Raw genomic sequence first — 26368 nt, forward strand, 5'->3', positions numbered from 1 at the left:
CGCGGTCAGCCCTTGATCGCGCCCTGCATGATGCCCCCCACGATCTGCTTGCCGAACAACAGGAAGGCGATCAGCAGCGGCAGCGTGCCGAGCAGCGCCCCCGCCATGATCACCGCCTGGTCGGGGACATAGCCGGTGCCGAGGGAGTTGAGGGCGACCTGCACGGTCGGGTTCTCCTGGTTGAGCGCGATGATCGGCCACAGGAAGTCGTTCCAGGCGAACACGAAGGTCAGCAGGCCGAGTACGGCCATCGCGGGCCGCGCCGCCGGGAAGACCACGTGCCACACGACCCGCAGACTGCTCGCCCCGTCCACCCGCGCCGCCTCGATCAGCTCGGTCGGCAGCGCCTGCAGCAGGTACTGCCGCATGAAGAACGTGCCGAACGCGGTGCACAGGGTGGGCAGGATGACGGTCTGCAGCTGGTTCGACCAGCCGAGGTCGGCCATCCACAGATACAGCGGTACGACCGCCAGCTGCGGCGGGATCATCATCGTGCCGATGGTCAGCAGGAGCAGCACACCGGAGAACCTGAACCGCAGCTTGGCGAAGGCGAACCCGGCGAGCGTGGAGAACAGCACCGTGGAGACGGTGATCGTGCCCGCCACAAACGTCGTGTTGAACATCGCCGTGCCGAGACCCGCCTCCTCCCACGCCGTCTCCATGTTCTTGAACAGGTTCCCGCCGAACCACAGCGGCGGCGGGGTCTGCGCGAGCCGTTCGTCGGTGCGCGAGGCGGCGATCGCCGTCCACACCAGCGGGGCCAGCGAGACCAGCGCGAAGACGGTCAGCACGAGGTAGGTGACCGGGCCGGCGTGCAGCTGCTTGCCCGCGCCCATGACCCGTGGGCGCCTGGGCCGTCGTACCTTCTCGGTTTTCTGAGTTTTCTGAGGGATCGTCAGTTCGCTTGTGGTCATCAGGACTTCCTCAGACGTCGGGTGATCACCAGGTTGATCACGGCGATGATCACGAGGATCAGGAACATCGACCACGCGATCGCGGACGCCTTGCCGAGGTTGCCGATGATCCAGCCCTGGTCGTACATGTACAGGCCGAGCGTCTGGTACTGGTGGTCGGAGCCGCCCTTGGAGCCGCTGACCCCGCCGAACAGCAGGGGCTCACCGAACAGCTGCGTCGCGCCGATCGTCGAGACGACCACCGTGAACAGGATCGTCGGCCGCAGCTGCGGGATCGTCACATGGATGAACTGCTGCCAGCGGTTCGCGCCGTCCAGCGACGCCGACTCGTACAGGTCGGACGGGATCGCCTGCATCGCGGCCAGGTAGATCAGCGCGTTGTAGCCGGTCCACCGCCAGATCACGATCGACGACACGGCGAACTGCGAACCCCAGTCCGACTCACGCCAGTTGATCGGATCGATGCCGATGCCGCCGAGCGCCCAGTTGATCGCGCCGCCGTCCCAGGAGTACAGCAGCACGAACACCAGCGTCGCCGCCGCCACCGAGGTGGCGTACGGGGTGAGCATCACGACCCGCCACAGCGTCGAGCCGCGCAGCCGGTAGTTGAGCAGGTGCGCGAGACCGATCGCCATCATCAGCTGTGGCACGGTCGAGATCACGCCGATGGTGAAGGTGTTCCACAGGGCGTTCCAGAAGAAGTCCGAGGACAGCAGGTTCTGGTAGTTGTCCAGGCCCGCCCACTCCTGGCTGTCCAGGTTGGACAACTGCACGTTGTGCAGGGAATACCAGGCCGTGTAGAGCAGCGGGACGAGCGAGAACGCCCCGAACACGATGAAGAAGGGGGCGATGAACGCGTACGGCGACGCCTTCATGTCCCAGCGGTACAGCCGGCTCCGCCAGGAACCCGGGCCCGGGGGCGGCGTACCGCGACCGCGAGCGCCCCGGGCCGCGCCCGGCTTGTCGCCGGACGCGGCCTCGGCGCTCGACGCGGGATGCGCGAGAGCCTGCTTGGAGCTGGTCACTGGCCGAGCACGTCCTTGATCTCCTCGGACGCCGCGTCCCAGCCCTCGTCGGGGGAGGCGCCCTTCTGCTCGACCTGGAGGATGCCCACGTCGGTGAGCGCGGTGTTGATCGGCTGGTCCTTGGTGCCGAAGACCTGCGTCGGGATGCTCTCGGCGGAGGCCGAGAAGATGTCCGTGATCGGCGCGTCGGAGAAGTACGACTGGGTCTCGGCCGCCGGCTCAAGGGTCGAGTACGCCGACGGGGTCGACGGGAAGCTCGCCTGCTTGGCGAAGACCTTCGCCTGCTGCTCGGGCGCGGTCAGCCACTTCGCCAGTTCGATGGCCTCCTTCTGGTTCTCGCTCGCCGTCGGCACGCCGATGAACGAGCCGCCCCAGTTGGACGCGGTCGGCGCCGCCGCCACGTCCCAGTTGCCCGCGCCCGAATCGCCGGACTTCTCCTGGATGTAGCCGATCATCCAGGCCGGGCAGGCCACCGTCGCGAAGCTGGCGTTCGCGAAGCCCTGGTCCCACGGCTTGTCGAACTGCTTCAGCTTCGCCGACATGTCGCTGGTCGCCACCTCCATGGAGGTGTCCCAGGCATTCTGCACGCCCGCGGACTCGTCCCAGACGACGTTGCCGTCCTTGTCGTAGTAGCGCTCGCTCTCACCGTTGAGGACCGCGTTGTAGACGGAGGAGGCGGAGTCCACGAACTTGGTGTCGCCGGGAGCGTTCTTCATGTACTCCTTGCCGAGGTCGACGTACTTGTTCCAGTCGCCCTCCCACTGCGCGGCGAGCTTGTCGCGGTCGGTCTCCAGGCCGGCCTGCTCGAACAGGTCCTTGCGGTAGCAGATCGCCATCGGGCCGATGTCGGTGCCGAGCCCGATGACCTTGCCGTCCTCGGTGGTGGCCTGGGCGGTCTTCCAGTCCAGCCACTGCGAGGTGTCGACCTCCTGACCGAGGTCGACGAACTTGTCGCTCTGCGTCTGCACGGCCTCGGTGATGTTGCCGACCTCGATCGCCTGGATGTCGTCGGTGCCGGAACCGGCCTGCAGCCGGGTCAGCGTCTTCGGCCAGTAGACGTCGGTCCGGGTGGTGACGTTCTCCTTGATGTTGATGTCGGGGTGGAGCTTCATGTACTCGTCGTAGAGTCCGGCCTGCTTGTAGCCGAAGACGCCGAACGTGCCGACGGTCAGGGTGGTCTTGCCCTCGGCGTTGCCGCCGCCCTCGTCCGAGCCGGAGTCGTCCGAGTCTTCGGCGCAGCCGGCCAGCAGGCCCGTAGTCAGCGCGGCGGCGACCGCGAGGGCCGACAGCCTGCGGGACCGGCGGGTAATCGTGCGCATTGCGTCCTCCTGTTGCCTGACGTGCCGACCCCCCGGCCAACTGCACTGTTGGGCCCGTTGTACACGCTGCGGCTCGGGCGGGGAACGTGCGGGATGTGTATGTGTCAGGTACTGTGGGAGCGCTCCCACAAGTGATGTGTTGAAGGTTCGCGGGTCCGGACGGGGGTGTCAAGGGCACGAGCGCGGAGAGATGCGTTCAGTTATCGGGCTGTTAACTGGACCCGGGAGTAAGGGCCCGGCCGGTCTGGCGGCGGCTCGGAAGGTCACCTCTCCGCCGCGACTGTTAGATTCCAGGCCGGCGCGTCGACGGTGGAAGGGCGGAGCCACATGGCAATCCATGGAGCGCGGGGGCGGAGCGGTGGCCGGCCCACCCTCGAAGAGGTCGCCGCGCGCGCCGGTGTCGGCCGCGGCACGGTCTCCCGGGTGATCAACGGCTCGCCCCGGGTCAGCGACGCCACCCGCGCGGCCGTCGAGGCGGCGGTCGCGGAACTCGGTTACGTCCCGAACACGGCCGCCCGCGCCCTCGCCGCCAACCGCACCGACGCGATCGCGCTGGTCGTCCCCGAGCCGGAGACCCGGTTCTTCGCGGAGCCGTACTTCTCGGACATGCTGAAGGGTGTCGGCGCGGAACTCTCCGACACCGAGATGCAGTTGCTGCTGATCTTCGCGGGCAGCGACCGGGAGCGGCAGCGCCTCGCGCAGTACCTCGCCGCCCACCGCGTCGACGGCGTCCTGCTGGTCTCGGTCCACGCGGACGACCCGCTGCCCGACCTCCTGGCCCAACTGGAGATACCCGCGGTCATCAGCGGCCCCAGGTCCGCCGCCGAGACGCTCACCTCGGTCGACTCCGACAACTACGGCGGCGCCCGCTCAGCCGTGGAGCACCTGCTCGCCCGCGGCCGCCGCACGATCGCCCACATCACCGGCCGCCAGGACGTCTACGGCGCCCAGCGCCGCGTCGACGGCTACCGCGCCGCCCTGCGCGACTCGGGCCACGAGGTCGACGAGCGCCTCATCGAACCCGGCGACTTCACCGAGGGGGGCGGCCGCCGGGCGATGGCCGCGCTGCTCGACCGCTGCCCCCACCTCGACGCCGTCTTCGCCGCCTCGGACGTGACCGCGGCCGGCGCCCGCCAGGCCCTCCGGGACGCCGGCCGCCGCATCCCCGACGACGTCGCCCTCGTCGGCTACGACGACTCCGCCATCGCCCGCCACATGGACCCACCCCTCACCAGCGTCCGCCAGCCCATAGAGGAAATGGGCCGCGCCATGATCGACCTCCTCCTCACCGAAATAGCCGACCGCCGCCCGACGGTCTCCCGGGACCTGGAGCGCCGCCAACTGGTCCTGGCGACGGAACTGGTGCCGCGCACGTCGTCATGAGGCGGGGCGCCGGTTCGGCACAGCACTCATGCGTGCCCGGAAACAGCGCATGTGCCGCAGTCGTGTTGGTGACGTACACTCTTTATGTACATCGTGAGCATGGAGGTGGCCGAGATGAGCGTGACCCAGATCGACCTGGACGACGAGGCGCTTGCCGAGGCGATGCGGCTCATGGGTTCCACGACCAAGAAGGACACCGTGAACGCGGCTTTGCGGGACTACGTCGCACGTGTCAGGCGCCTTGAGGCCGCCGAGAAGTTGGCCGTTCGTGGGGAGCGCGGCGAGTTCGACGCGGCGGCGGCAGCTCATGCCGCCGCCAAGCGGGCTCACCGGGCGGCCTTCGAGTGATCACGTACCTCCTGGACACCTCGGCTCTGTGGCACCTTTTCCGCACACCCGGGGCGCTGCACGCCTGGGAAGGGCATATCGCCGCGGGCGCCTTTCACCTGTGCGAACCCACGCGTACCGAGTTCCTGTACTCCGCCACAGGCCCTGCTCACCGCGACGAACTGGCGGACGAACTGGACGCCCTGTGCCACCTCTCGCCGGTGCCGAAGGGTGCCTGGCGCTGGGTCGACATGGCCCAGTACAAGCTCACCCAACAGGGGCAGCATCGCGCCGCGGGGGCCATCGACCTCCTGGTGTGCGCAACGGCGGTTCAGCACGGTCACACCGTGCTCCACGTGGACAACGACTTTGTCGCGGTGGCGGCCGTGGTGAAGGAAGTCGACCAGCGGGATGTGCGCACCTGAAGGCCTCGTACGAGTCGGTGCGATCGGGTCTGTGTCATCGGCGCGGGGAGAGCCGCCACCGCACCTCGCCGTCATGTTCCTCGTCCGTGGGAGACAGGCCGGTCGCCCTGGCCACGGCGGCGGAGGCGTGGTGGGACGGGTGGATGTGGGCGATCACCGTGAGCGTCCGGGATCGCTCCCGTAGCCGGGACACGAGCCCTCGCGCCGCCTCGGAGGCGTAGCCGTTTCCTTGCCATGGCGTTCCCACGACCCAGGCGATCTCCGCGGTCTGTCCCGTGATCGTGGCCTGGACGGTGCCGATGAGGTGCGAGCCCGTGCGATGGCGCAGGACCCAGTTGCACCAGGTGACGGACGGGTCGGGAGAACCGGCGACCAGGCGCTCGTAGCGGGCGTGCAGGGCCTCTCGGGTGAGCGGGGTGCCGCCGATGTAGGTGTGCAGGGCCGGGTCGGCCAGGACCGTCGCCATTTCTTGCGCGTGCTCGACCTGGAGGGGGAGCAGGTCCAGGCGGGGCGTGGGGATCGGGTCGAGCGGCATGGGTGCCGGCGCCCTCTCAACTTGCGGGATCTGTCAGGGATTTCAAGGCCGGGCGCAGGAGTGCCGCGATGCGGTCGGCTGGGGCGTCGCGCAGGGCGGGGAGGTCGAGGAGCTGGTGGCCGATCGTCACGCCGACCATCGCGGTGACGACGAGCGCGGCGCGCAGTTCCGCGTCGTCGGCTGCGGAACCGAGCATTCCCCGGCTCCGTAGCTCCCGTTAGGCGTCGGGGTCGACCTCGGGGTGCGTGAACCGCACGGGCTTGCCCAGTGACCGGGCGTAGGCGATTTCGGATCGGGTGCTGTCTCCGATGTAGTCGCCGACTACGAGCACCTCATCAGCGAGCCGGATCTTCGCCCGGTGCAGATCGCCGAGTCGAACCTTCAGCGCCTCGGCCTCGACAGGATCGGACCAGAATTCGTGCGGCGACTTCCTGTCACAGCCCGGTTTGACGACGATCTTCCCGGCTTTGGTCTCCCGCAGATCGGCCTGGGCCATCTCGGTCATGAAACGGGTGGAGCCGCAGATCACGACGATACGCGGGAGGCTCAGCTGCTTCTTCACGTCGGCGAGCTTCTCCTCGGAAGTGAGCGGTTGCGGGTGTGACACTGGTTCCTCCTGGTGGTGTGGTCCAAGGGGTGCCTGCGGAGACGAGAACGAGGGTGTCCAAGATCGTCTTACCGGACATGGGCACGGTCGGGGCCCGTGCTGGAGCGTCAGGTGGAGTACTCCAGCTCGGCCACGGCAGCCTCACGGACCAGGACGGCCACCTCATTCATGTCCAGGCCGTGAAGGAACTCTACGAGCGCCTGCCGGACCTCACCAAGGCGTGCCGCGAGTGCCGTTCCTTCCATGTCTCTGGGCGGGATGACACGGCGGAACGCCGGGTCTTCGATCGCGAGGGCGAGCATCTTCTCGGAGAGCCACAGAGGGGTGCGTTCCCGGATGGCGAAGGTGAGATGGACACTGTCCGCGGCGCTGTTCAGAGCGTGCGGGTTGTGAATCCAGCCCCTTGGCAGCAGCAGGGTCTGTCCGGCCGTGAGGTCGATGGTCGTGTCTGGTCCGGCAGCCTCCCAGCCGGGGATGAAGTCGTCCTGCCAGACACGGAAAGACTCCTGGTGCTCGCGCATCGGCGAGTTGTACATCGGCCTCCACAGCTGCCACGTCTTGGCGCCGGAGAGCTGCACGATCAGCGCCATCTGCTGATCCCAGTGGTGCCGTAGTCCTTGCTTGCCGGCGGGTGTGAGGAAGCAGTGGACGTAGTTGCTGTAACCGGTCTCCTGCTGGATAGCCCGTGCAGCGTCGTGGAAGAAGGGAAGCCAGCGTTGCAGGTTGCCCAGGCGGATGGTGTACCCGCGTTGGCGCAGGCGGCGCAGTTTCGTCGCGTCGGTGCGGCCGTTGGCCGTCTTGAAGGAGCTGCGGTCGGAGGGGCCGGCGTGGATGGCGGCGACTTCCTCGGCGGGCACGCAGCCGGTGTCGAGGAGCTGTTCGAAGTCGTCCGCGGTGATGGTGCGGTCAAGGGCGGAACGGCCGCGTTCGTAAACCCGGGGCTCGTCGGGCCAGGTCGTCAGGAGATCGGCGACGCCGTCCTCGGGCAGTAACAGGCTGAGCGACATCGAGTTCTCCTCGTGGGAAGGGTCATGCCGGCGGCAGCGGGCAGGTGAGGGTGGGGTGGAAGCGGTTGGGGCAGCACACCACGGAGGCGGAGAACAGGCTCTTGCTCTTCGTGTAGTGGACCCAGGAGATGTCGACCCCGCAGGGCAGGGCGTCGATGGCGTATGCGAGCTTCACGTCCAGGCCGACGTAGGCCCGCAGGCCATCGGTTCGCTCGGCCGGCGGGTTGTCGGTGTAGCCCTGCTTGAGCCACTCCACCGCGTCGGCGACGTCGGTCCAGGTACGGGCGGCTGCGGCCTGCCCGCGCTTTTGCAGCCAGTGGCCGGTCATGAGAGGCGGCAGGCTGGAGCTGGAGAACTCGCCCGCTGCTTCGTGGTAGCGCGCCAGGACGTGTTGGGCCTTCTTGTCCTCGGGATCTGTTGCCGAGGGTGGACCGTTGGGGTGTGCCGGTCGGCGGTTCCCCTCTACTGCGTATGCGGCCGGGCTTCCGACCCACGGCCCGAAGCCGTGCCAGTGGCCTGTCCGATCAGGGGCAACCAGCCCCGCAGAACGGCCCATGGACGCGGTGACAGTCATGGTTTCCTCCAGGGGTGAAACGGACCGTCTCCGACCGGAGACGGTCCGCTGTACGAGGGGGACGAGCGCACAGATTAGAGCTTCAGCCCCCGGGATTTGGCCCAGCCGACCGCGAACGCGTCCAGCTCCGCAGCGGTCATGCGCAGGTGGTGTCCGGCGCCCTCAGGCTTGGAGTCGCAGAGGATGAACCCGTCGGCGCCGGCGAGCGGCGTGGTGGTCACGCAGGTCTCGTTGTCGCCGCCGAGGTTGCCGCCGCACCAGTTCTTTGCCCTGGTTGGGGCTGCGGGCAGTTCGTACAGGTTCGGCTTCATGACTGACCTCCGGTGTCCTGGTGATCTGTTCGGAGAGGCGTTCTCCGTGCCGTTGTGCAACCCGCCCGAGGCTCGACTTGTCCTGGGGTGGGAACCTCGGGCAGGGGTCTCGGAGCCCCGTTCCGCCGAAAGCCTGGGGTCCTCCAGAGGGACGGGCGTCTACTCGGAGTGCAGGGCGCGTGCGATCAGGACGCGGGCGAGGATGCGTATGGCGTCCGGATCAGGGCCGACGAGATGGGCGTGTTCGCGGTGCGCCCAGATGTTCCAGCCGGGCCCGGAACTGCCCGGCTCGTGGCCGATGTACACGGAGTCGTCCGGGTCGGTGATAGGCCCGTCGCAGTGACGGCAGATGTGTACGGCCGCACTCACGACGCACCGCTCAGCGTTTCGTAGGGGGAGTACGGGGCGTTCAGGGACCGGGCCTGGTGCCGGGCGTGAGCGACGCGGGACTCCAGCGCAGGGGCCGGAGTGCGACTCAGCTTCCGGCAAGCCTTTCCGACGCAGGCGAGCGCGCAATACGCCCGCGCGCTGTACGGCCCCGGGCCGGCCATCTGCACAAACTCGGGGATGGGCAGCTCAAGGAACCCGCGCCGGGTGTTGTCGAACGTCTCCAGCTCTGCGACGCCTGGCGGGAGCGCGTCCGGCCCGTCATCCGGGTCGGCGGCCGGGCATGCCGTGGCGCGCATCGTGGCGACGTCCGCAGGCAGGACCGTCGGATCGGTCGTAGTCGCCATCTCTCACGCCTCCACGGTCACGGTGGTCTGTCTCACACAGGTGACCTTAGACAGGCGCCATCGAGGTGACCCGAGCTGACAGTTCGGGTGACCCACAGGCTCGTCCGCCTACACGAGACCGATGCGCACCGCCAGCTGCTCTGCCTGCCGGGCGTGTATCGACCGGGCCCGACGGACCACCGTCAGCACCAGCTGCCGCGCGAGTGGCGTCCGAGCAAGGTCCTCGGGGGCGCTCGCCTCCAAGCCGAGAAGGGCAAGCAACGCCGCGGCGTCGTCCCGGCGCTGGCTGTGGCAAGCTGCCACCTCCAGTCCGAAGGTGAATTCCCGCTCCAGCGACGGTAGCCCGCTGGTGTCGATGGCGTCAGCGGTGTGCAGGGCCTCACCTGTCTCACCCGCTTCCATCTCGATGGAGACTGCGTGCAATGCCACGTTGGTCGGCCCGAACACGGTCCATGCGACGTTGCTGGCGTCGGACACGGCGCGGGCGGCAGGCGCCGCGTACTGGGTGAGCCGCTCGCGGGCCTCCCACCACCGGCGCCGACGGGCGGCAGCCACTACCGCGACAAGCTGAAGCGCACCTCCCATGGCTGTCCGTTCGACCTCAGGCATCGTGGTGGCGGCCAATTCCCCGGCCGCGCGCAGCGCCATCTCTTCCGCCTCGGCGGCCTGGCCGGCGGCGAGGAGGACATGGCCGAAGTTCCACCTGGCTGCGGCGATACGGAGAGGGTCGTCAGCGTCCTCGGCGGCGCGCATCGCCCGGTCTGCGGCGACGGTGGCGAGGTCGACGCGGCCTGTACGGCGCAGATACGAGCGGAGCAGGCAGTACAGGTCGGCGGCAGCACGGAAGACGGCTCGGCGCTCAACCTCGTCCTCGCCTGCGCGGGCAGCGCGCGCGGCATGCTCGACGTCGGCGACCAGACTCGGAAGCGTGGCAGCTGCCTCGGTGAAGCGCTCGCCGCTGGTCTGCCAGCTCTGCCACGCAGACTCCACCCGGTCTCTCAGTACAGCCGCCGCTACAGGCGCAGAGCTGTGGGCGGGCCCGTAACCGAGGAGCGCACGGCCCACAGCACCTTCCGCCGTGTCCTTGTGCTCCTCCGCGGGGGGCGGCTGCTCGGAGAGGAGTGCAGCCGTCGGCACTCCTAACTCCTGGGCGAGCGCGTACAGGATCGGCAGACTGGGCACTTTGAGGCCACGCTCGATCTGCGACAGGTAGTCAGGTGAGATGCCGACCAGGCCGGCGACGGCGTCCTGGCGGCGACCGCCCCGATAGTGCCGGATCCTGTCCCCGATGGGGAGGTCCGCTGCAACCATGTGCCTACTCCTCGCTCCTTGATACGAGCGTAGGGTGCCCGCCAGGTGGGGAGGCCGGGGTCGTGCAAAGAGGGAGGCGATGGTGCCGGAGTTGGTGCTGTGGGACATCGACCATACGCTGATGGCGACGCGAGGCTTCGGCGGGGAGCTGTGGGCGCAGGCGTTCCGTCAGGTGACGGGCGTAGTGCTGCGGGAACAGGTGTCGGTGACCGGCTCGACAGAGCGAGTAATCCTTCGGGAGACCGCTCGGCTGCACGACATCCGCTACCGTGACGACTTGTTCACCCGGTTCGCTGACGCGCTCGGAGCACTGCACGTCCGCCGCGCGGCCGAGCTGCGGGAGCGGGGACACGCACTACCCGGCGCTGCGGCGGTTCTCGCTGCCCTTGAAGACCGGGGCGTACGGCAGTCGGTGGTGACCGGCAACATCCGCCAAGCCGCCGAGGTGAAGCTCGCCACCTTCGGCCTGGACGGCTACATGCGACTCGACGAGGGCGCGTATGCCGAGGACGGCGAAGGCCGACCCGAGCTGTTGTGCGCCGCTCTGAAGCGATCGGCCACGTCCCCGTCAGATGCGGTGTTTCTTGGGGACACACTTGCGGACGTTGCGGGCGGGCTGGAGGCCGGTGTTCGAGTGGTAGCGGTCGCGACAGGCCGTACGTCTCCGAGTGACCTGAGTGCGGCCGGCGCCCATGTCGTGCTGGGTGGGCTGTCGGATACGGACCGGGCCCTCGCGGTGATCGGTGGATGAAGAAAGGGCCCCTCCCGTCGGAAGGCGGAAGAGGGGAGCCATTCTTGCCGCTGAAGTTCTCGGGCTGCCACGAACACATCAGGGGTTGACCTGTCTGTGCAGGTCAACCCCTGATCATCAAGGGTGAGTGACGGGACTCGAACCCGCGACATCCTGGACCACAACCAGGTGCTCTACCAGCTGAGCTACACCCACCATGACCGGTGATTCGACGAATGTTCTCCCCGACCGGCCGAGAAAAAGTGTACAGGGTCCGAAGGGGTGCTCGCGCCTGGCTTTCGCCGTGCCTCGACGCGCGTCGGACGCGGACCCGTCACGCACCTACTGAGCAGGCCGAACGTGCTTCGCGGCGATCGTCCTCGCCGTGTCCGAGTCGGGACCGGGCTGGGGGACGAAGATGGCCTCGCGGTAGTAGCGCAGTTCCGCGATGGACTCGCGGATGTCGGCGAGGGCGCGGTGGTTGCCGTTCTTCTCGGGGCTGTTGAAGTACGCCCGGGGGTACCAGCGCCGGGCCAGCTCCTTGATCGACGAGACATCGACGATGCGGTAGTGGAGGTACTCCTCGACCTTCGGCATGTCCCGCAGGAGGAAACCGCGGTCGGTGCCGACGGAGTTGCCGCACAGCGGGGCCTTGCCGGGCTCCTTGACGTGTTCCCGGACGTAGGCGAGCACCTGCTCCTCGGCGTCCGCCAGTGTCGTACCGGCCGGGAGTTCATCGAGCAGTCCGGAGGCGGTGTGCATCTGACGCACCACTTCCGGCATCGTCTCCAGCGCGGAGTCCGGCGGCCGGATGACGATGTCGACACCCTCGCCGAGCACGTTCAGCTCGGAGTCGGTGACGAGGGCGGCCACCTCGATGAGCGCGTCGTCGGACAGCGAGAGGCCGGTCATCTCGCAGTCGATCCACACCATGCGATCGTTCATGCGACCACCCTAAAGCCGACGTCCGCTTATGGATGCCCCGCGGTGGCCCCGCGGTGCCCCGGGCTCACGCCGGGCGCGGTGGTGAGGGGCGGGCGGGCCCCCTCACCACCGCGGGTGTCCCGACCGCCGGCCTCTCCGTCGCGGGTGTCCCCGCCGCAGGCGCCCCGCCCCTCACCGCACGCTCACCATCCGCACGCTCACGATCCGCTGCGCTGTCCCGGCAACGTCGCTCGGCTGTTCGCGTACGCCTCGCGGACGTGTTCGCCGGAGGCGGTCGCCGCCAGGGACGGCGTCGGTCCGACCGCGCTCGCCGCCGGGGTACGGCGGGCCTGCATCGGCACCGGGCCGGGGGCCTCCGGATGGAGGGCGGGTGCCGGGCTCGGGGAGCCCGGTGAGCCGGTCCCGGCCGGCGCTCCGTCGGCGTCCGCCTGCTTCTCGCCCTGCGGCCTGCGCGCCCGGTACGCGGCCCGGTACGCCGCCGGCGACGAGCCGAGCTGGCGGCGGAAGTGCCCGCGCAGCGCCACCGGGGAACGGAAGCCGCAGCGGCCCGCGACCTCGTCCACCGAGTAGTCCGACGTCTCCAGCAGGCGCTGTGCCTGGAGGACCCGCTGGGTGATCAGCCACTGGAGCGGGGCCGAACCCGTCAGGGAGCGGAACCGGCGGTCGAACGTACGACGGCTCATGTACGCGCGCGCGGCGAGCGTCTCCACGTCGAACTGCTCGTGGAGATGCTCCAGTGCCCAGGCGACGACCTCGGCGAGCGGGTCGGCGCCGATCTCCTCTGGTAAAGATCGATCGAGGTAGCGCTCCTGGCCGCCGCTCCGGCGCGGCGGGACCACCAGGCGCCGGGCGAGCGCGCCCGCCGCCTCGTTGCCGTGGTCCGTCCGCACGATGTGCAGGCACAGGTCGATTCCGGCCGCGGTGCCCGCGGAGGTCAGTACGTCGCCGTCGTCCACGAACAGTTCCCGTGGGTCGACGTGCACCGACGGATAGCGCTTGGCCAGCGTCGGCGCGTACATCCAGTGTGTTGTCGCGGGGCGGCCGTCCAGCAGGCCCGCCGCCGCGAGAACGAACGCGCCTGTGCACAGCCCGACGATGCGGGCGCCCTCCTCGTGTGCCCGGCGGAGTGCGTCGAGCGCCTCCTCCGGTGGCGGGGAAGTGATCGAGCGCCAGGCGGGCACGACGACCGTGCCCGCCCGCGAGATCGCTTCCAGGCCATGCGGCGCGGTGAGCTCCAGGCCCCCCGTGGTCCGCAGCGGTCCTTCTTCGCCACCGCACACCAGCAGTCGGTAGCGCGGCACGCCGGCGTCCTGGCGGTCGATTCCGAACACCGACAGCGGTATGGAACTCTCGAAGATGGGACCGCCGCTGAACAGCAGCACCGCGACGATCTCCTTGCGGCGTCGCCCGGAAAGTTTCCGGGCCGCGGCTTCCGGCGCGGCAGTGGAGTCGTGGCTCATACTGCTAAGCCCCCCTCGGTGGTCGCGGCTCCTCGGTTGTGTCGCTCCTGCACGTTTCCCCTCGGTCCTGCACGAGTCCCCCGCCGTAAGACAGTCAAGATCGAATCTACTGCGTCCCGTGGTGCCCGGGTGACCAGTTCAGCACCCGGCACATTGTCGACTTGGCAACTTGGCGTAAAGCATTCGATCACGAAGCGTTGCACTCGCAGGCCGCGCAGGGAAGTGCGCCTTGTCGCAGTGGCCAATCCCTGTAGGGTGCGCACGCCCTCTGCGGCCCTTTCGGTGCAGGTGGAACGGGGTGTGGGGGGTGCTTCGGACCGGGGATGCGCGGTGGTCAGAAGTTGGCTGAAAAGAAGCGGTTGGGGGTATGGAAACAGGTCAGTCGACCGGTGAGTTTCCCCCAGTGTGACGTCCGCCCCTGTGGGCACCCGTGCCGCTCCTGTGGTGGCGGCCCCGGTGCGGTGCCGGTTCGTCGGTGAGCGGCCGGGCGGCGCCGCGCTCGGACTGGCGCAGCAGAATCCGGCAGACGGCGGTGACGGCCGCCAGGCCGAGCGCCGTGCCGGTCGCGCCGGCGAGGGAGGTGCCGTACACGAGGAGGACGACGGGGACGAGTACACAGCTGAAGGCCGCCCAGCGGACCACGTCGGTGGCGGTGTCCTGGGAGTGGGGGGACTCGGGGGTGGAACGTGGGCCGGACATTGCGTGCTCCCGGTGTCGGTCGGTCGCCGGGTTCAACGCGTGTTCGAGGTGTCGGTCACTGTACGTGCTGCTTCGGCCTTGCGCGGGCCCGGTAAGTGAATGGCGTGCAAACCGCCTGTACGGCGCAGCAACCATTGCGTAACGGGCGTGGCCTCGTGCATGCTCCCTGAAACCCCCGCGGAGGTCGCGCGGGACCTGGGCTAAGGAGGCGTGCCGCCGTACCCTTGGGGTATGGGGTGGGAAGATGATTCCCGGACACAGCTCCGTTGCACACTGTCGTCCCTCCCAAAAGGATCACAACGCCGAGACAGCCATGGCCGGTCACGAATTCTTCGAACCCGCGGACCGCAAGCGGCCGGTCGCCGACCATACGGCGGCCGAGCCCCTGGCGGCCGAAGAGCCACGCCATTCCTGCGATCCCGCTTTCAAGCACGGCGTCGTCGTCGGCTTCGACGGCTCCACATCGAGTGAACGCGCCCTCGCGTACGCCATCGGCATGGCCCATCGCTCCGGGTCCGCCCTGATCATCGTCCATGTGGCCAACCGGCTGCCCACCACCGTGTGGGCCGGCTGCGAGCCGCCCGTCTTCGTCGACGTCCCGGACCATCGCACCGAGGTACTCGGCCTGGAACTCGCCTGCGCGGACTATCTCGCCGAAGTTCCCTGGATCCTCGTCGAGCGCGGCGGCGACATCTGCCATGAACTCGAAGAGGTCGGGCAGGAGTACGAGGCGGACGCGATCGTCGTCGGGTCCACGCAGGGCATCGTCGGACGGATCTTCGGGTCCGTCGCCGGGCGGCTCGCCAAGCGCGCCAAGCGGCCTGTCGTCGTCATTCCGTAACTCGCGGTTTTCCCAGGTGGGATGTGGAGTTCGCGCGGCCGGACCCCTTTGCGCGGAGCGTAAAACTACTCGTGCGTAGAGGTGTTTGTGCCCTTGTGAAGGGCATATACCGGTCACCGCGCAACTGCACATGCATGAAGGGAGCCCGCCGTGGACAACGACGTCTCTGCGGGAAGCGGAATCACTACCGTGGTCGGCCGACTCGCCCTGGGCATCACCCTGTTGGCCTTCGGGCTGGGGTACACCGATGTGATCGACGGCGTGACGGCTGCTGACGCCGTATCAATCGCCCAGTACGTGGGCGGCATCGCCCTTTTCGTAGCCGGCCTGATGGCCTTCCGGGACCGGGACTCCGTCGGTGGTACGGCGTTCTCGGCGCTCGGTGCGCTCTGGTTCACCTGGGCCGTCTCCGCCGACGCCCAGGTCTCCGCCAACGCCGCGGGGTTGTTCCTGCTGCTGTTCGCCCTGGTGGCGCTGACCCTTGCCCTCGCCGGTGGCGATCAGCTCGGTCAGGGGATGTACGGGTTGTTCTTCGTCGCCCTGGTGCTCATGGCTATCGCCAATTTCGGTGACAGTGACGGGCTTGCCAAGGTGGGTGGCTGGTTCGCCGTCGCGGCGGGGGCGGTGGCCTGGTATGCCGCTACGGCAGCGCTGGCTCACTGGCCGACTGCCCTTCCGCGACGTGCTGCCGGCCGGGGCGTGACGGCCCACGGCTAGCTGCGCAGGCTGGGGGTGGGCGGCCCCCGGCTCATGGGCGGCCCCCCGGTGCATGGTGGCAGCACGTGGGGGGCCGTTCTCGTTCTTGCGCCTGAACCGGCGCCGCTCTCGCGGACGTGGTTGCTCGCCGCGAGGGTCTCTCAATTGTCGCCTCGGTGGGTGGGGGGATTTCTACTCGACCGTCACCGACTTTGCGAGGTTCCTGGGCTTGTCGATGTCCCTGCCGAGGGCCAATGCCGTGTGGTAGGCCAGGAGTTGGAGGGGGATGCCCATCAGGATCGGGTCCAGTTCGTCCTCGTTCTTCGGGACCGTGATCGTCTGGTCGGCCTTCTCCTGGTGCTGGTGGGCCACCGCGAGGATCTTGCCGCTGCGGGCCTTGATCTCCTCCAGGGCGGCGCGGTTCTTCTCCAGGAGGTCGTCGTCGGGGACGATGGCGACCGTGGGGAGGGCGGGCTCGATCAGGGCGAGCGGGCCGTGCTTCAACTCCGAGGCGGGGTAGGCCTCCGCGTGGATGTAGGAGACCTCCTTGAGCTTCAGCGAGGCCTCGCGGGCGACCGGGTAGCCGCGGACACGGCCGATGAAGAGCATCGAGCGGGCCTCGGCGTACTGCCGGGCCAGCTTCTCGATCTCGCCCTCCTGCTCCATGATCTCGGCGATCTGGGCGGGGAGCTTGCGCAGGCCCTCGATGATGCGCTTGCCGTCGCGGACCGAGAGGTCGCGGGTGCGGCCGAGGTGGAGCGCGAGGAGGGCGAACGCCACCGTCGTGTTCGTGAAGCACTTCGTCGAGACCACGCAGACCTCCGGGCCCGCGTGCACATAGATGCCGCCGTCCGCCTCGCGGGCGATCGCCGAGCCGACGACGTTCACCACGCCCAGCACCCTCGCGCCCTTGCGCTTCAGCTCCTGGACGGCGGCCAGGACGTCGTACGTCTCACCGGACTGGGAGACCGCGACGTACAGGGTGTCGGGGTCGACGACCGCGTTGCGGTAGCGGAACTCGGAGGCGGGCTCGGCGTCCGCGGGGATGCGGGCCAGCTCCTCGATCATCTGGGCGCCGATCATGCCCGCGTGGTACGAGGTGCCGCAGCCGAGGATCTTCACGCGGCGGATCTGGCGGGCCTCGCGGGCGTCCAGGTTCAGGCCGCCGAGGTGCACGGTGGAGAAGCGGTCGTCGATGCGGCCGCGCAGGACGCGGTCCACGGCGTCGGCCTGCTCGTGGATCTCCTTGTGCATGTAGGTGTCGTGGCCGCCCATGTCGTAGGAGGCGGCCTCCCACTCGACGGTGGTGGGCTCGGCCGTGGTGCGGGTGCCCTCCGTCGTGTACGTGCGGAAGTCGTCGGCCTTGAGGGTGGCCATCTCGCCGTCGTCCAGCGTCACTATCTGCCGCGTGTGGGCGACCAGGGCGGCGATGTCCGACGCCACGAACATCTCCTTCTCGCCGATGCCGAGGACGACCGGGGAGCCGTTGCGGGCGACGACGATGCGGTCGGGGAAGTCGGCGTGCAGGACGGCGATGCCGTAGGTGCCCTCGATGACCCGCAGGGTGTCGCGGACCTTGTCCTCCAGCTTGTCCGCCTGTGCGCGGGCGATCAGGTGGACGAGGACCTCGGTGTCGGTCTCGGAGAGGAACTCGACGCCGTCGGCCTCCAGCTTGCGGCGCAGGTCGGAGGCGTTGTCGATGATGCCGTTGTGGACGACGGCGACCTTGCCCTCGGCGTCGAGGTGCGGGTGGGCGTTCACGTCGGAGGGGGCGCCGTGGGTGGCCCAGCGGGTGTGGGCGATGCCGGTGGTGCCCTTGAAGCGGGCCGGCACCTTGGCTTCCAGGTCGCGGACCCGGCCCTTGGCCTTGACCGTCTTCAGGCCGGCGGACTTGGGGGTGGTCACGACGATGCCGGCGGAGTCGTAGCCCCGGTACTCCAGACGCTGGAGGCCCTCCAGGAGCAGGGGGGCGACATCACGCTTGCCGATGTATCCGACAATTCCACACATGTAGAGGTATTCCTAGCCGTAGACGATGCGGCGCAGCTGCCGGAGTGTCAGTTCCGGCGGTGCTACCGCCCTGTATGTGAGGTCCGCCTCGATCCGGTTGAAGATCTCCGAGTTCACCAGGCCCCGGGCCTGCAGCTCACGGTGGCGGCGACGGACGTAGTCCTCGGTCGTCTCGTCGAAGTAGGCGAGCACGTCCTGGATCACGCGCAGCGCCTCGCCTCGGTTGAGGGGCGTGGAGCGCGTCAGATGATCAACGAGTTCGTCGTGCACCCGGTAGATCCTGGGGTATCGGCGGCACTTTCGCAAGAATCCTGCCCGATATCGGGCAACGGCCTGGCAGTGACCTGTTGAAGCTCTTTGGGGAACGATGAAACTGTCATGAGCACCTGTTCGTGCGCTGTCCATCCGGGAGCACTCGGCCCGTTGCCCAAGGGGACGAGTTTCAGTCGTCATGGACATTCCTCGCATGGGAGTACCCGAGCAGTTGGCCGAGCGCATGAGCATGGCCGAGCAGCATGAGTACCTGCGCGCCAGGTTCTCGCGGCGCACGATGATCAGAGGCGGCGCCGTCACGCTCGGCGCCGTCGCGGGTGGCGCGTTCGTACGGGGTGCCACCGCCACCGCCCAGGCCGCGGTGCCGGCGCAGCGCACGAGCAGCGAGACCGTCGACGGGGCGCTCGTCGCCCCCTTCGGGCGCCACCTCGCCTACGGCAACGACGCGCGCACCGAGATGACCGTCTCCTGGCAGGTGCCGGTCGCGGTCAGGAAGCCGTTCATCCGGATCGGCGCCCGCCCCTGGGACCTCTCCCGCAAGATCGACGCCGAGGTGCGCACCCTCCACACCCCGGCCGGAGTCGGTGTCAGCGCCGACCACACCCAGTACTACCTGCACGCCAAGCTCACCCACCTGCGCCCCGGCATGACGTACTACTACGGCGTCGGCCACGACGGCTTCGACCCGGCCGAACCGCATCTGACCGGCACCCTGGGCACCTTCACCACCGCACCCGGCCACAAGAAGCCGTTCACCTTCACCGCCTTCGGCGACCAGGGCGTCAGCTACCACGGCCTCGCCAACGACAGCCTGATCCTCGGCCAGGACCCGGTCTTCCATCTGCACGCCGGCGACATCGCCTACGCCGACCCGGCCGGCGCGGGCAGGACCGCCGACACCGGCTTCGACTCGCGGGTGTGGGACCAGTTCCTCGCCCAGACCGAGTCGGTCGCCAAGTCCGTGCCGTGGATGGTGAGTTACGGCAACCACGACATGGAGGCCTGGTACTCGCCCAACGGCTACGGCGGCGAGGAGGCCCGCTTCACGCTCCCCGGCAACGGGCCGGACCAGGCGAACCTGCCCGGCGTGTACTCCTTCGTCTACGGCAACACCGCGATCATCTCGCTCGACCCGAACGACGTGTCGTACGAGATCCCCGCCAACCTCGGCATCTCCGGCGGCACCCAGAGCACGTGGTTCGAGGCGCAGCTGAAGAAGTACCGGGCCGCGCCCGACATCGACTTCATCGTCGTGTTCTTCCACCACTGCGCCTACTGCACGTCCACCTCGCACGCGTCGGAGGGGGGCGTGCGCCAGGAGTGGGTGCCGCTGTTCGAGAAGTACACGGTGGACCTGGTCATCAACGGCCACAACCACCAGTACGAGCGCACCGACGTCATCAAGGGCGACAAGGTCGCCAAGAAGCTGCCGATCGGCGAGACCGCGTACCCCGAGACCGAGGGGGTGGTCTATGTGACGGCCGGCGCGGCGGGCCGCAGCCTGTACGCGTTCAGCGCGCCGGACTCCTACGAGGGCCACCCCCACGAGGTCGACTCCGTGGCCTCCTTCGTCAACACCGAGGACGGCAAGGTCGATGAGACCGTCGCCTGGTCCCGGGTGCGCTATCTCGACTACTCCTTCCTGCGCGTGGACGTCGAGCCCGCGGCGCGGGGCCGGTACGCCAGGCTGAAGGTGTCGGGCATCGCCGAGACGGGTGACCGCATCGACCACTTCACGGTGGCGCGCAGGGCGAAGTAGACGCGAAGCAGCCCCTCACATCCGCTTGAGGATCGCCTGCTTGGCCACGGTGAACTCCTCGTCCGTCAGCACGCCCGACCGGTGCAGCTCGCCGAGTTCGCGCAGCCGGCGCAGGAGGGCGTCGTGGTCGTCCTCGGCGGAGGAGACCGGAGGAGAGGGCGCTTCCGGTCGTGCGTCGGGTACGTCGAGGGCGGTGGCCCGGGCCGGATGCGGAAGTCTGGCCTGGACCGCCGCCGCGACCAGGGCCATCAGCGGGTCCTTCTTGAACCCCCACAGTTCGACGGAGTTGGGGTCGTACTTGGGCGGGGCCTTGGTGGGGGCGTTCTTCACGGTGAAGCGGAGATAGCCGTTCTCCAGGCCGACCGCCGGGTGCCATTCGACGGCGTGCAGGTCGGACATGGCGATGGTGCGGGTGCCGGCGGCGGCCTTGGCGTCCTCGGTCTTCCAGTTCCACTCCAGGTGGATGCGCTCGCCGTCGAAGCTCGCGGTGCCGTCGCCCGCGGAGACCGACAGCGGGACCGCCGGGCCGGGCAGGAGATAGCCGGAGACGGGGTCGGACGGCACCTCGTCCAGGAGCAGGGCGCTGCGGACCTCGTCCGTGACGTACTCGGCGACGCCGTAGCGGTCGGATTCGACGGTCAGCTGATAGGGGTCGTGGGGTTCGGCGAGCCGTCCGCCGGTGGCCTGCAGCAGCGGGTCGGCACCGTCGCGCAGCCGCAGCCTGAGCCGTCCGCTCCGCTTGCCCTGCTCGAAGGAGATGCCCGCCAACGCCGCCAGAGGGACGACGAGTTCACCTAGCTGCTTGCGGAGCAGGCTGACGTTCTTGTCCCGGCCGGGGGTCAGCCGCAAGGCGTCGCCGTCGAAGGCCCAGGTGCCGTCCTTCTGGATGATTTCCGCCATGACAGAGATTGTTTCACCCCGCCATGAGAAGGGTTGTTTCACCGCCTCTGCGAGAAGGACGAGAAAGAGTCGTCACCTGTGCCGACGGGCGCCCCGGAGGACCGTACTCCGGGGCGCCCGCCTGTCCGGGAAGGGCCGCTACAGCCCCGCGATCGGGTTCTTCAGGGTGCCGATCAGCTGGAGTGCGCCTGCCGGGTCCGCCAGGTCGACCATCTGCTGGTTGTTGCGCAGTTGCAGGCGGTTGAGGCAGGACAGGGAGAACTCGGGGGCGAACATGTCGTACTGCTTGAACTTCTCGGCGAGTTCGGGCACCGAGTGCTGGTAGTCGCGGGTGACTTCGGCGACCGTGCGCCAGAAGTCGTCTTCCTGAAGGATTCCCTCGGCCGCGAGGTTCGCGGCGAGGAAGCGGAAGAAGCAGTCGAAGACGTCCGTGAAGATGGAGAGGAGCTTCTTCTCCTCCGGGACCTCCACCCGCAGTCGCTCGACCGTCGGCGGCAGGACCGCCTCCGGGTCCATGACGGCGATCTCCTCGGCGATGTCCTTGTAGATCGCGCGCTGCACGACGCCGTCCTTCAGGACGAGGATGACGTTCTCGCCGTGCGGCATGAAGACCAGGTCGTAGGCGTAGAAGCTGTGCAGGAGGGGGGTGAAGTACGCCCGCAGATAGTGGCGCAGCCAGTCCGTCGGCGTCAGGCCCGACTGTTCGATCAGTGCGCCCGCGAAGGACGCGCCCTCGTGGTCGACGTGGACGAGGGCGGCCATGGTGGCCGGCGACTCGCCGTCCTGGAGGGACGCGACCGGGCTCTCGCGCCACAGCGCCGCGAGCATTTTCCGGTACGGCGAGTAGCGGTCCGTCGCCTTCTCGTACTCCAGGTGCCGGTAGCCGACGGCGGCGCGCTCGCGGATGATCGACAGGCCGGTCGACTTGAGCACCGGGTCGTTGTCGATGAGCTGGGCGAGCCAGTCGTTGATCGCCGGGGTGGCCTCCATGTAGGCGGCCGAGAGTCCGCGCATGAAGCCCATGTTGAGGACCGAGAGCGCTGTCTTGACGTAGTGCTTCTTGGGGGCGGAGCTGTTGAAGAACGTCCGGATGGATTGCTGGGCCAGGTACTCGTCGTCCCCTTCGCCGAGGCAGACCAGGTGCTTTTGCGCCACCTCGGCGGCGAAGGTCACCGTCAGCTTGTTCCACCACTGCCAGGGGTGGACGGGGATGAGGAGATAGTCGGCGGGGTCCAGGTGCGCCTCGCGCAGGACGCCGTAGAAGCGCTCGACGGTCTCCTCGCCCAGCTCCTGCCGTACGAAGGACTCGTACTCGATGCCGACGCCGGCCGTGAACGCGGCCCGTGAGCGGTGTGCCGCGAGCCAGACCAGGCGGACCGGGCTCGCGGTCTCGGGAGCGTACGACAGGTACTCGTGGATGCCGAAGCCGAGCCGGCCGTTGTTGGCGACGAAGCAGGGGTGGCCCTCGGTCATGCCGGTCTCGATGGCCTGGAAGCCGCTTTTCGCCAGCTCGGCGGCGGTCGTCCGCGGCTTGGCGAGCTTGTAGCAGGTGCCGGAGAGGGTGGAGGAGATCTCCTCCAGGTAGACCGGCAGGACCTCGTCGCTCAGGCCCAGGGATGTCTTCAGCTCGATGAAGAAGTCCAGGGCGGCGAGCGGGAGTTCGCTGCCGTCGCGGCGGCGGGAGACGGAGTCGGCGTCCACCTGCCAGTGGTCGAGGGCGCGGACCACCGCCGTGAAGGTGTACCGGGTCAGTCCGTCGTCGCTGCGTACGACGTACTGGTCACCGTCCTTCTCGGGGGTGATCAGCCGCTCGTGCGCGAACTCGGCGAGCGCCTTGCGGATGAGGAGGCGGTTGGCCCGCTCCCAGTGCTCGGGGGAGAGGTGGGCCGTGGCGTCGGCGAGGCTCATGCGTGCACCGCCTTCTCGAAGTGCTCACGGAGGCAGAAACTCAGCAATGCCTTCTTCTCCGGCTTCTGTATCTCCCGTTCGGGTATGAACCCGACGGCTTCGTTCAGGGCGTGGACGGCCTTGTTGGTGATGTCCGGCTCGACGACGACGCGGGCGGTGCGCGGGTCCTCGAAGAGGCGGGCCATGACGGCGGTGATGACGGCCTTGGTGAAGCCGTGCACGGGCCTGTCGGTGGCCGGCACCAGGAAGTGCATGCCGACGTCGCCGGGCTGCGGCTGGTACAGGCCGACCAGTTCACGGTGGGCGGGGTCGTAGTACTCCATGAGGAAGGCGGGTTCGCCGTCCCGCAGCCCGAGCAGGGCGTGGTGGTGCTCGTCGGCCGCGACCTCCATGTAGGCGCGTTCGACGTCCTCCAGCCTGGCGTCCTGCATCATCCAGTAGGCCGCCTTGGGGTGGGTGACCCAGGTGTGCAGCAGCTCGGAGTCCTTCAGCGGGTCGAGCGGGCGGAAGGTGAAGGTGCCCACCTGTGGGGCGGTGGTCATGGGTGACTCCTTGAGCGCATGGTTCGGACGTCGAGGGCGAGTGACTCTGATCTGCCGATCTCTTTCGGCGTGAGTTCCACGCGTGGCCCGCTGCCTCTTGGAGTCCGGACTTGGACATGCGAGGGCTGCGGCACCCAGCATGACCGGGACCACAATGCCGCACAGAACATCGTGGCCGCCGGGCAGGCGGTGTCGGCCTGTGGAGGTCGCGTAAGTCCGCAACGGAAATCCTCCGGAAGGGCAGCGGGCGATGAAGCGGGAAATCTCATGGCGCGAGCCGTGAGGGCTCCCGCCCCCAGAGGGGCGGGAAGATGTCACACGGCGAACTCCTGGAACGCGATGGTCTTCTCGACCGGGTAGTACTCGCTGCCGAGCAGTTCGCGGATGATGTAGCTGTTGCGGTACGCGCCCATGCCCAGGTCGGGGCTGGTGATGCTGTGGGTGTGGACGCCGGCGTTCTGCAGGAAGACGCCCCGGCCGGTCGTGTCGATCGAGTAGTTGCGGGCGACGTCGAAGTTGCCGTGGGCGTCGCGGACCAGCCGGTCGCGCACGGGCTCCAGGAACTCCGGCTCGGTGTACCGGTAGCCGGTGGCCAGGACCAGGCCCTGGGACTCGATCTCGTAGTCCTTCTCCTGCTCCTCCTGGCGGAAGGAGAGGGTGTACGTGCCGTTCTCGTACCGCGCGCCGTTCAGCGAGGAGTTGGTGAGCAGGCGCGTGGGCACCGGGCCGCCGAGGTTCTTCTGGTACAGCAGGTCGAAGATCTCGTTGATCAGGTCGCCGTCGATGCCCTTGAACAGGCTCTTCTGCTGGTCCGTGAGGCGGTAGCGGGTGGCCTCGGGAAGCTCGCGGTAGTAGTCGATGTACTCCGGCGACGTCATCTCCAGCGTGAGCTTGGTGTACTCCAGCGGGAAGAAGCGCGGGGAGCGGGTCACCCAGTTCAGCCGGTAGCCGTGGACGTCGATCTCGCTGAGGAGGTCGTAGTAGATCTCCGCGGCGGACTGGCCCGAGCCGACGAGGGTGATCGACTCCTTCTTCTGCAGCTCCGCCTTGTTCTGCACATAGCGGGAGTTGTGGAAGAAGTCGCCGCCCAGACCGCGCACCGCCTCCGGGTAGTACGGCGAGGTACCCGTGCCGAGGACCAGGTGGCGGGCGCGGAACGTCTCTCCGGCCCCCGCCTTCACGACGTACCGCTCATCCTCGTACGTCACTTCCGTCACCGTGGTGCTGAAGCGGACGCTGCTGACTTTGTTCGCGGCCCAGCGGCAGTAGTCGTCGTACTCGACGCGCAGGGGGTAGAAGTTCTCGCGGATGTAGAACGAGTACAACCGCCCCCGCTCTTTGAGGTAGTTGAGGAAGGAGTACGGCGACGTCGGGTCGGCGAGGGTGACCAGGTCCGACATGAACGGGGTCTGGAGGTGGGCGCCGTCCAGGAACATGCCCGCGTGCCACTCGAAGTCGGGCTTCGACTCCAGGAAGACGCCGTCGAGTTCGTCGATGGGCTCGGTCAGACAGGCCAGGCCGAGGTTGAAGGGGCCGAGGCCTATCCCGATGAAGTCGAGGTCGTTCTCAGGGGCTTCAGGATGCGCGGACAACGGTCTCTCCCAGGTACTGCTCGGCGTGGCCGGCGATCAGATCGAGGACGGCGGCCATGTCGGCCGCCGTGGTCTCGGGGTTGAGCAGGGTGAACTTCAGGTAGTGGCGGCCGTCGACCTTGGTGCCCGCGACCACCGCGTCACCGGAGGCGAACAGGGCCTTGCGGGCGTACAGGTTGGCCCGGTCGATCTCGGCGGGGTCGGTGACGGCGGCCGGGATGTAGCGGAAGACGAGGGTGGAGAGCGTGGGCTGCACGACCACGTCGAAGCGCGGGTCGGCCGCCAGCAGCTGCCAGCCCTCGGCGGCCAGGTCGCAGACCTCGTCGAAGAGCTGGCCGATGCCGTCGGCGCCCATGGTCCGCAGCGTCATCCACAGCTTGAGCGCGTCGAAGCGGCGGGTGGTCTGCAGGGACTTGTCGACCTGGTTGGGTATGCGCTCCTGCACCATCCGGCGCGGGTTGAGGTACTCCGCGTGGTAGGTGGCGTGCCGCAGCGTGGCGGCGTCGCGGACCAGCACGGCCGACGAACTCACCGGCTGGAAGAAGGACTTGTGGTAGTCGACGGTGACGGAGTCGGCGCGCTCGATGCCGTCGATACGGTCGCGGTACTTCAGCGAGGCGAGGAGTCCGCAGCCGTAGGCGGCGTCGACGTGCATCCAGGTGTTGTACTGCTCGCACAGCTCGGCGATCTCGGGCAGCGGGTCGATGGAGCCGAAGTCGGTGGTGCCGGCGGTGGCGACGACGGCCATGGGGACCAGGCCGGCCTTCTTGCAGCGCTCCAGCTCATGGGCGAGCGCGAGGGTCTGCATGCGCTTGTCCTGGTCGACGGGGACCGAGACGACGGAGTCGGGGCTCAGGCCGAGCAGTTTCGCGGACTTCTTCACGCTGAAGTGGCTGACCTCGGAGGCGAAGATACGCAGCTTGGCGAGCGTGTCCGTCTTGGCCTCCTCACGGGCGAGCAGCAGCGCCTGGAGGTTGGACTGGGTGCCGCCGGAGGTGAACACGCCGTCGGCGGCCGGGCCGAGGCCGATACGGGCGGTGGTCCAGTCGATGAGCTTGCGCTCGATGAGGGTGCCGCCGGCCGACTGGTCCCAGGTGTCCAGGGAGGAGTTGACGGCGGAGAGGACCGCCTCGCCGAGCACGGCCGGTATGACGACCGGGCAGTTGAGGTGGGCGAGGTAGCGGGGGTGGTGGAAGTAGATCGCGTCCCGGAGGTAGACGTCCTCCAGTTCGTCGAGGACCGCGGCGGTGTCGTGCAGCGGCCGGTCGAGGTCGATCGCGTCGATACGGGGGGCGAGGGCGTCGACTGTGACGCCGGTGAACGGCCGGTCGGTGGTGGCGAGTTTGGCCGCCACCCGCTCGATTCCTTCGGTCACGGAGCTGCGGTATCGCTCCGCAGTCGTGTCATTGAGCAGGTGCGAGCGCATGTTCTGGTCCTCCGGTGGGGATGATCCGGGGCGGGGAGAGGCGGAATGTGGGCTTCCGGTTAGGTAAGCCTAACCTAACTTCTCCCGAATCGGGGCATGGGAAACCCCACCCCAC

The 26368-nt window shown here is 68.5% G+C and carries 30 protein-coding genes and 1 tRNA gene; 8 read left to right on the top strand and 23 right to left on the bottom strand.

Going from position 1 to position 26368, the window contains the following annotated elements; genetic code table 11:
* Positions 1 to 5 precede the first annotated feature (5 nt).
* The 3 genes from GFH49_RS06425 to GFH49_RS06435 are packed head-to-tail and all read right to left on the bottom strand — an operon-like array spanning position 6 to position 3258.
* Positions 6 to 914 (bottom strand): carbohydrate ABC transporter permease, encoded by a 909-nt coding sequence (locus GFH49_RS06425; RefSeq protein ID WP_196217871.1) that lies wholly within the window; start codon positions 912 to 914, stop codon positions 6 to 8.
* Entirely contained in the window at positions 914 to 1939 is a 1026-nt protein-coding gene (locus tag GFH49_RS06430) for a carbohydrate ABC transporter permease (RefSeq protein WP_155054779.1), read from the bottom strand. The genes GFH49_RS06425 and GFH49_RS06430 overlap by 1 nt, the downstream gene beginning before the upstream one ends.
* Positions 1936 to 3258 (bottom strand): ABC transporter substrate-binding protein, encoded by a 1323-nt coding sequence (locus tag GFH49_RS06435; RefSeq protein ID WP_155054780.1) that lies wholly within the window; start codon positions 3256 to 3258, stop codon positions 1936 to 1938. Before GFH49_RS06435 ends, GFH49_RS06430 begins: the two co-directional genes overlap by 4 nt.
* A 327-nt stretch (positions 3259 to 3585) precedes the next feature.
* Here GFH49_RS06435 and GFH49_RS06440 point away from each other — a divergent pair, with 327 nt between their 5' ends.
* From GFH49_RS06440 to GFH49_RS06450, 3 genes are all read left to right on the top strand, one after another.
* Positions 3586 to 4641, top strand: a complete 1056-nt coding sequence (locus GFH49_RS06440) for a LacI family DNA-binding transcriptional regulator (protein WP_155054781.1) — start codon at positions 3586 to 3588, stop codon at positions 4639 to 4641.
* A gap of 114 nt (positions 4642 to 4755) precedes the next feature.
* Positions 4756 to 4989, top strand: a complete 234-nt coding sequence (locus GFH49_RS06445; RefSeq protein WP_155054782.1) for a type II toxin-antitoxin system VapB family antitoxin — start codon at positions 4756 to 4758, stop codon at positions 4987 to 4989.
* Complete coding sequence (locus tag GFH49_RS06450) at positions 4986 to 5393, top strand: PIN domain-containing protein (protein WP_155054783.1); 408 nt, start codon at positions 4986 to 4988, stop codon at positions 5391 to 5393. The genes GFH49_RS06445 and GFH49_RS06450 overlap by 4 nt, the downstream gene beginning before the upstream one ends.
* A 34-nt stretch (positions 5394 to 5427) precedes the next feature.
* Here GFH49_RS06450 and GFH49_RS06455 read toward each other — a convergent pair whose 3' ends face one another.
* From GFH49_RS06455 to GFH49_RS06495, 9 genes are all read right to left on the bottom strand, one after another.
* A complete protein-coding gene (locus tag GFH49_RS06455; RefSeq protein WP_155054784.1) occupies positions 5428 to 5928 on the bottom strand; it encodes a GNAT family N-acetyltransferase in 501 nt (166 codons plus the stop codon).
* A 16-nt stretch (positions 5929 to 5944) separates the two neighbouring features.
* Positions 5945 to 6124 carry a TetR/AcrR family transcriptional regulator gene (locus GFH49_RS06460; RefSeq protein WP_196217872.1) on the bottom strand — a complete coding sequence of 60 codons (180 nt, stop codon included), beginning with the start codon at positions 6122 to 6124 and terminating at the stop codon, positions 5945 to 5947.
* A gap of 21 nt (positions 6125 to 6145) precedes the next feature.
* Positions 6146 to 6535 carry a TIR domain-containing protein gene (locus tag GFH49_RS06465; RefSeq protein WP_155054785.1) on the bottom strand — a complete coding sequence of 130 codons (390 nt, stop codon included), beginning with the start codon at positions 6533 to 6535 and terminating at the stop codon, positions 6146 to 6148.
* A 107-nt stretch (positions 6536 to 6642) separates the two neighbouring features.
* Positions 6643 to 7542: a JmjC domain-containing protein gene (locus tag GFH49_RS06470; RefSeq protein WP_155054786.1), complete on the bottom strand. Its 900-nt coding sequence runs from the start codon at positions 7540 to 7542 to the stop codon at positions 6643 to 6645.
* 22 nt (positions 7543 to 7564) lie between these two features.
* Complete coding sequence (locus GFH49_RS39920; RefSeq protein ID WP_230396181.1) at positions 7565 to 7870, bottom strand: hypothetical protein; 306 nt, start codon at positions 7868 to 7870, stop codon at positions 7565 to 7567.
* Positions 7871 to 8190: 320 nt separating this feature from the next.
* Positions 8191 to 8427, bottom strand: coding sequence for a DUF397 domain-containing protein (locus GFH49_RS06480; RefSeq protein WP_155054787.1), 237 nt, complete (start codon positions 8425 to 8427; stop codon positions 8191 to 8193).
* Positions 8428 to 8586: 159 nt separating this feature from the next.
* Positions 8587 to 8796, bottom strand: coding sequence for a hypothetical protein (locus GFH49_RS06485; protein WP_155054788.1), 210 nt, complete (start codon positions 8794 to 8796; stop codon positions 8587 to 8589).
* Positions 8793 to 9161: a DUF6415 family natural product biosynthesis protein gene (locus GFH49_RS06490; protein WP_155054789.1), complete on the bottom strand. Its 369-nt coding sequence runs from the start codon at positions 9159 to 9161 to the stop codon at positions 8793 to 8795. The genes GFH49_RS06485 and GFH49_RS06490 overlap by 4 nt, the downstream gene beginning before the upstream one ends.
* 108 nt (positions 9162 to 9269) lie before the next feature.
* The gene (locus GFH49_RS06495; RefSeq protein WP_155054790.1) at positions 9270 to 10472 is read right to left on the bottom strand and encodes a helix-turn-helix domain-containing protein; all 1203 of its coding nucleotides are present in this window, start codon (positions 10470 to 10472) and stop codon (positions 9270 to 9272) included.
* An 82-nt stretch (positions 10473 to 10554) separates the two neighbouring features.
* On the opposite strand from GFH49_RS06495, the gene GFH49_RS06500 reads away from it, so the two are divergent.
* Positions 10555 to 11223, top strand: a complete 669-nt coding sequence (locus GFH49_RS06500) for an HAD family hydrolase (protein ID WP_196217876.1) — start codon at positions 10555 to 10557, stop codon at positions 11221 to 11223.
* A 122-nt stretch (positions 11224 to 11345) separates the two neighbouring features.
* Here GFH49_RS06500 and GFH49_RS06505 read toward each other — a convergent pair.
* The 4 genes from GFH49_RS06505 to GFH49_RS06520 form a co-directional block, all read right to left on the bottom strand.
* Positions 11346 to 11418: transfer RNA gene (locus GFH49_RS06505), tRNA-His, on the bottom strand.
* A gap of 126 nt (positions 11419 to 11544) precedes the next feature.
* Positions 11545 to 12147, bottom strand: a complete 603-nt coding sequence (gene orn / locus GFH49_RS06510) for an oligoribonuclease (RefSeq protein ID WP_155054792.1) — start codon at positions 12145 to 12147, stop codon at positions 11545 to 11547.
* A 197-nt stretch (positions 12148 to 12344) separates the two neighbouring features.
* Positions 12345 to 13607 (bottom strand): helix-turn-helix domain-containing protein, encoded by a 1263-nt coding sequence (locus GFH49_RS06515; RefSeq protein WP_155054793.1) that lies wholly within the window; start codon positions 13605 to 13607, stop codon positions 12345 to 12347.
* A gap of 378 nt (positions 13608 to 13985) precedes the next feature.
* Positions 13986 to 14306 (bottom strand): hypothetical protein, encoded by a 321-nt coding sequence (locus tag GFH49_RS06520; protein WP_155054794.1) that lies wholly within the window; start codon positions 14304 to 14306, stop codon positions 13986 to 13988.
* Positions 14307 to 14619: 313 nt separating this feature from the next.
* Here GFH49_RS06520 and GFH49_RS06525 point away from each other — a divergent pair, with 313 nt between their 5' ends.
* Entirely contained in the window at positions 14620 to 15147 is a 528-nt protein-coding gene (locus tag GFH49_RS06525) for a universal stress protein (protein ID WP_155054795.1), read from the top strand.
* A gap of 150 nt (positions 15148 to 15297) precedes the next feature.
* Positions 15298 to 15864 carry a GPR1/FUN34/YaaH family transporter gene (locus GFH49_RS06530; RefSeq protein WP_155054796.1) on the top strand — a complete coding sequence of 189 codons (567 nt, stop codon included), beginning with the start codon at positions 15298 to 15300 and terminating at the stop codon, positions 15862 to 15864.
* 171 nt (positions 15865 to 16035) lie between these two features.
* Here the strand turns inward: GFH49_RS06530 and glmS are convergent, their stop codons facing one another.
* Together glmS and GFH49_RS06540 are read right to left on the bottom strand one after the other, a co-directional pair.
* On the bottom strand, positions 16036 to 17853 hold the full coding sequence (gene glmS, locus GFH49_RS06535) for a glutamine--fructose-6-phosphate transaminase (isomerizing) (protein WP_155054797.1): 1818 nt from the start codon (positions 17851 to 17853) through the stop codon (positions 16036 to 16038).
* Positions 17854 to 17865: 12 nt separating this feature from the next.
* Entirely contained in the window at positions 17866 to 18123 is a 258-nt protein-coding gene (locus GFH49_RS06540) for a hypothetical protein (protein WP_155054798.1), read from the bottom strand.
* A gap of 196 nt (positions 18124 to 18319) precedes the next feature.
* On the opposite strand from GFH49_RS06540, the gene GFH49_RS06545 reads away from it, so the two are divergent.
* A complete protein-coding gene (locus tag GFH49_RS06545; RefSeq protein ID WP_155054799.1) occupies positions 18320 to 19885 on the top strand; it encodes a purple acid phosphatase family protein in 1566 nt (521 codons plus the stop codon).
* A 15-nt stretch (positions 19886 to 19900) separates the two neighbouring features.
* Here GFH49_RS06545 and GFH49_RS06550 read toward each other — a convergent pair whose 3' ends face one another.
* The 3 genes from GFH49_RS06550 to GFH49_RS06560 all read right to left on the bottom strand — a co-directional run bounded on the left by GFH49_RS06550 (position 19901) and on the right by GFH49_RS06560 (position 23235).
* Positions 19901 to 20785 carry a DUF4429 domain-containing protein gene (locus GFH49_RS06550; RefSeq protein ID WP_155054800.1) on the bottom strand — a complete coding sequence of 295 codons (885 nt, stop codon included), beginning with the start codon at positions 20783 to 20785 and terminating at the stop codon, positions 19901 to 19903.
* 138 nt (positions 20786 to 20923) lie between these two features.
* Positions 20924 to 22693 (bottom strand): IucA/IucC family protein, encoded by a 1770-nt coding sequence (locus GFH49_RS06555; RefSeq protein WP_155054801.1) that lies wholly within the window; start codon positions 22691 to 22693, stop codon positions 20924 to 20926.
* Positions 22690 to 23235: a GNAT family N-acetyltransferase gene (locus GFH49_RS06560; RefSeq protein WP_155054802.1), complete on the bottom strand. Its 546-nt coding sequence runs from the start codon at positions 23233 to 23235 to the stop codon at positions 22690 to 22692. The genes GFH49_RS06555 and GFH49_RS06560 overlap by 4 nt, the downstream gene beginning before the upstream one ends.
* A gap of 18 nt (positions 23236 to 23253) precedes the next feature.
* Between GFH49_RS06560 and GFH49_RS39925 the strand changes: the two genes are divergently transcribed.
* Entirely contained in the window at positions 23254 to 23595 is a 342-nt protein-coding gene (locus GFH49_RS39925; protein ID WP_408055884.1) for a zinc ribbon domain-containing protein, read from the top strand.
* Here the strand turns inward: GFH49_RS39925 and GFH49_RS06570 are convergent.
* Positions 23550 to 24827, bottom strand: a complete 1278-nt coding sequence (locus tag GFH49_RS06570; RefSeq protein ID WP_155054803.1) for a lysine N(6)-hydroxylase/L-ornithine N(5)-oxygenase family protein — start codon at positions 24825 to 24827, stop codon at positions 23550 to 23552. The two genes, GFH49_RS39925 and GFH49_RS06570, sit on opposite strands and share 46 nt — an antisense overlap.
* A complete protein-coding gene (gene desA, locus GFH49_RS06575) occupies positions 24811 to 26253 on the bottom strand; it encodes a lysine decarboxylase DesA (RefSeq protein ID WP_155054804.1) in 1443 nt (480 codons plus the stop codon). Before desA ends, GFH49_RS06570 begins: the two co-directional genes overlap by 17 nt.
* Positions 26254 to 26368 lie beyond the last annotated feature (115 nt).

Origin of the sequence: Streptomyces blattellae (assembly GCF_009709555.1) — a bacterium.
GTDB lineage: Bacteria > Actinomycetota > Actinomycetes > Streptomycetales > Streptomycetaceae > Streptomyces > Streptomyces blattellae.